The sequence below is a fragment of the Streptomyces phytophilus genome (assembly GCF_013870535.1).
Lineage (GTDB): Bacteria > Actinomycetota > Actinomycetes > Streptomycetales > Streptomycetaceae > Streptomyces > Streptomyces phytophilus.
Genome location: NZ_JACBXC010001199.1, coordinates 1 through 1823, shown reverse-complemented (window position 1 = coordinate 1823; position 1823 = coordinate 1). Strand labels below are relative to the sequence as shown.

General features: G+C 73.3%; 3 protein-coding genes. All 3 read right to left on the bottom strand.

Features of this window, described 5'->3' with window-relative positions; translation table 11 throughout:
- On the bottom strand, window positions 1–805 hold an 805-nt coding region (locus H5J30_RS30745), incomplete at its 3' end, for a caspase family protein (protein WP_181790744.1).
- The gene (locus tag H5J30_RS30740) at window positions 792–1256 is read right to left on the bottom strand and encodes an effector-associated constant component EACC1 (RefSeq protein WP_181790742.1); all 465 of its coding nucleotides are present in this window, start codon (window positions 1254–1256) and stop codon (window positions 792–794) included. The genes H5J30_RS30740 and H5J30_RS30745, both read right to left, overlap by 14 nt.
- Before the next feature lie 95 nt (window positions 1257–1351).
- Window positions 1352–1702: a metallopeptidase family protein gene (locus H5J30_RS30735; protein WP_018843887.1), complete on the bottom strand. Its 351-nt coding sequence runs from the start codon at window positions 1700–1702 to the stop codon at window positions 1352–1354.
- Window positions 1703–1823 lie beyond the last annotated feature (121 nt).

Genomic DNA, 1823 nt, shown 5'->3' with positions numbered 1-1823 from the left:
CGTCCTCGGGGAGGGGAGCCCGGTTGCGGAAGTGGATGTGGTGCGTGGCGTTGTTCTGCGCGAACAACTGGGGCTCCGGGCTGCCCCTGCCCCGCATGCGGTCGCGGATCCTGCGCCAGGCCCCTTCCAGCGTCACCATCGGCCCGGCGCCGGTGATGCCCGCCTCCAGGGTCGCGACCAGCTCACCCGTGAACTCGGGGAGCGTCGCGCCGGGGCGTACGAACGACCTGCTCTGCGCCGGCGCCGAGGCCAGCACGCAGTCCCCGTAGTCGTCCTCGTCGCTCCCGCCCGCGGCGCGTGCGTCGTCGCGTTCGCCCAGGGCCGTGGCCAGGTCGTCCCGGGTCGGGCCCGCCGCGTCCGACATGCCGCCGGCGATTCCGCTGTAGCAGCAGTCCAGGACGGTGACGCGGTGCCTGGCCCGGTGGCCGGCCTGCCTCATCAGGTCGCGGAGCTGGCGGTAGGACAGGGTGCCGATCTGGGGGTAGTCGGGGTCGGCCTCGGCCAGGGCCAGGTGGAGGCGCTCGCCCGGGTCGCGCAGCCCGTGGCCCGCGAAGTACACGAACAGGGTCTCGTCGGTGGCCTGCGCGGCGTCCCTGACCACCGTCAGGATCCGTTGCTGCGTGGCGTCCCTGCCGAGGACGGTGACGTGCTCCTGCGGGAGTCCCCAGACCGACGCGTCGCACAGCAGTCGCGCCAGGTGCTCGGCACCCGCCTCCGCGGCCGGCATCGGCGCCAGGTCGGAGTGCGCGTAGTCGCTGACGCCGACCAGTACCGCCCGGCTCTTACGCGGATCAGGCAGCGCCACCCTCGGTCCCTCCGGTTTCCTCCTCCGTCCGGTCCCCGTTGCCGGGCGGGGTTCCGGGGCCGGGCGCGGTTCCGGGGCCGGCGCCGGGTTCCTCGCCGCCGCTCCCCAGCAGGCGCGCCAGCCGGGCGACGTCCTCCGGTCCCCCGTCCTCGATCACGATGCGTACCCCGTCGTGCTCCACCACCATCCGCGCACCCGAGCGTTCGCGCGGCGGGAGAGCGGCCCGGAAGCCCAGGTGGGCGTAGACCAGGCTCGCGGCGGAGAAGCCGGTGCTCAGGCCCAGGCCGATCCACTCCAGCGGGGCTCCCGACATGCCGCCGGCCGCCGTGTCCGGGCGTTCCCCGTTCATGGTGACCTGCCGGCCCACGGTCCGGTCTCCGGCCAGCCAGCGTGCGAAGCGGCCGGTCAGGTCCTCGCCGGTCGGTCCGCCGTCGCCGATACGTACGCGCACACGCCCTCCCCGCGTCCGACGGGAAGCCGCCATCAGGCCGTCCCGCGCGGTGAGTTGCATTATGGCCGCACGGGCGGCGATCCCGGGCGGCTTTCTCAGCCGTACCCCATCGCGTGCAGCCGCTCGTCGTCGATGCCGAAGTGGTGGGCGATCTCGTGCACCACCGTGATCTCCGTCTCCGCGACCACGTCCTCCCGCGACTCGCACATGCGCAGCGTCGGGCCGCGGTAGATGGTGATGCGGTCCGGGAGCACGCCCGCGTACCACTCGCCGCGCTCGGTCAGGGGCGTGCCCTCGTAGAGCCCGAGCAGGCCCGGGTCGTCCGGGGGCGGCTCGGCTTCGACGAAGACCGCGACGTTGTCCATCAGGCGGGTCAGTTCCGCCGGGATCCGGTCGAGGGCCTGCGCGACCAGTTCCTCGAACTCCTCGTTCGACATGTCCAGCACATGGCCCATTCTGCGTCAGGCCGCTGAATACCGGCGGGTCGCACCGGGCATACGTTGCGAATGGCCCGCGAAGTGCCTTTTGCGGTCTCCCCCGTCCGCGCCCTGTTCGAGCGCCTGCGCC